This is a genomic window from Bartonella sp. AP19HLJMH (assembly GCF_042196245.1).
Lineage (GTDB): Bacteria > Pseudomonadota > Alphaproteobacteria > Rhizobiales > Rhizobiaceae > Bartonella.
The window spans coordinates 1-1,189 of record NZ_JBHIPX010000064.1; the positions used below are offsets into that span (position 1 = coordinate 1).

General features: G+C 43.6%; 1 protein-coding gene. It reads right to left on the reverse strand.

Features of this window, described 5'->3' with window-relative positions; translation table 11 throughout:
• Positions 1-12: 12 nt before the first annotated feature.
• On the reverse strand, positions 13-1,188 hold the full coding sequence (gene tuf / locus ACFINR_RS09360; RefSeq protein WP_012755022.1) for an elongation factor Tu: 1,176 nt from the start codon (positions 1,186-1,188) through the stop codon (positions 13-15).
• Position 1,189 lies beyond the last annotated feature (1 nt).

The following is a 1,189-nucleotide window of genomic DNA, read 5'->3' on the forward strand; positions in this document are numbered from 1 at the left end:
AACAAGCATTATTTATTCAATGATCTTAGAGACGATACCGGCACCAACAGTACGACCACCTTCACGAATAGCAAAACGAAGTTTCTCTTCCATCGCTATCGGAACGATCAACGAAACATCCATCGCAACATTGTCACCTGGCATAACCATTTCCGTTCCTTCTGGAAGCGTAACAATACCTGTAACATCCGTCGTACGGAAGTAAAACTGAGGACGATAATTCGTGAAAAATGGTGTATGACGTCCACCTTCATCCTTTGTCAAAATGTAAGCTTCTGCTTTAAAACGTGTATGAGGCGTAACGGATCCTGGCTTTGCCAATACTTGACCACGCTCAATCCCTTCACGGTCAACACCACGTAGCAGAGCTCCTATATTATCACCCGCTTGACCTTGATCTAAAAGCTTGCGGAACATTTCAACGCCTGTAACCGTCGTCTTAGACGTTGGACGAATACCGATAATCTCGATTTCCTCTCCAACTTTAATAACACCACGCTCAACACGACCCGTAACAACGGTTCCACGACCCGAAATCGAAAACACATCCTCTATCGGCATCAAAAATGGTTGATCAACAGGACGTTCAGGGGTTGGAATATAATTATCAACTTCACTCATTAAAAGACGAACAGCATCTTCACCAATGCTTTTATCCTTATCCTCAAGAGCTGCCAACGCAGAACCCTTAACAATTGGTATATCATCGCCTGGGAAATCATATTTGGATAAAAGTTCCCGAACCTCAAGCTCTACAAGCTCCAAAAGTTCTGCATCATCAACCTGATCAACTTTATTAAGAAAAACAACAATTGCTGGAACACCAACCTGACGTGCAAGCAAAATATGCTCACGTGTCTGAGGCATTGGGCCATCAGCTGCTGAAACAACCAAAATAGCACCATCCATCTGTGCTGCCCCTGTGATCATGTTTTTCACATAATCAGCGTGTCCTGGACAATCAACGTGCGCATAGTGACGATTTTCCGTTTCATACTCAACGTGTGCTGTAGAAATAGTAATTCCACGTGCACGTTCCTCTGGCGCAGCGTCAATTTGGTCATAAGCTTTAAATTCACCAAAATATTTCGTAATCGCTGCTGTCAACGAGGTCTTCCCATGATCAACGTGACCAATCGTACCAATATTAACATGCGGTTTTGTTCGTTCAAACTTGCTCTTCGCCATT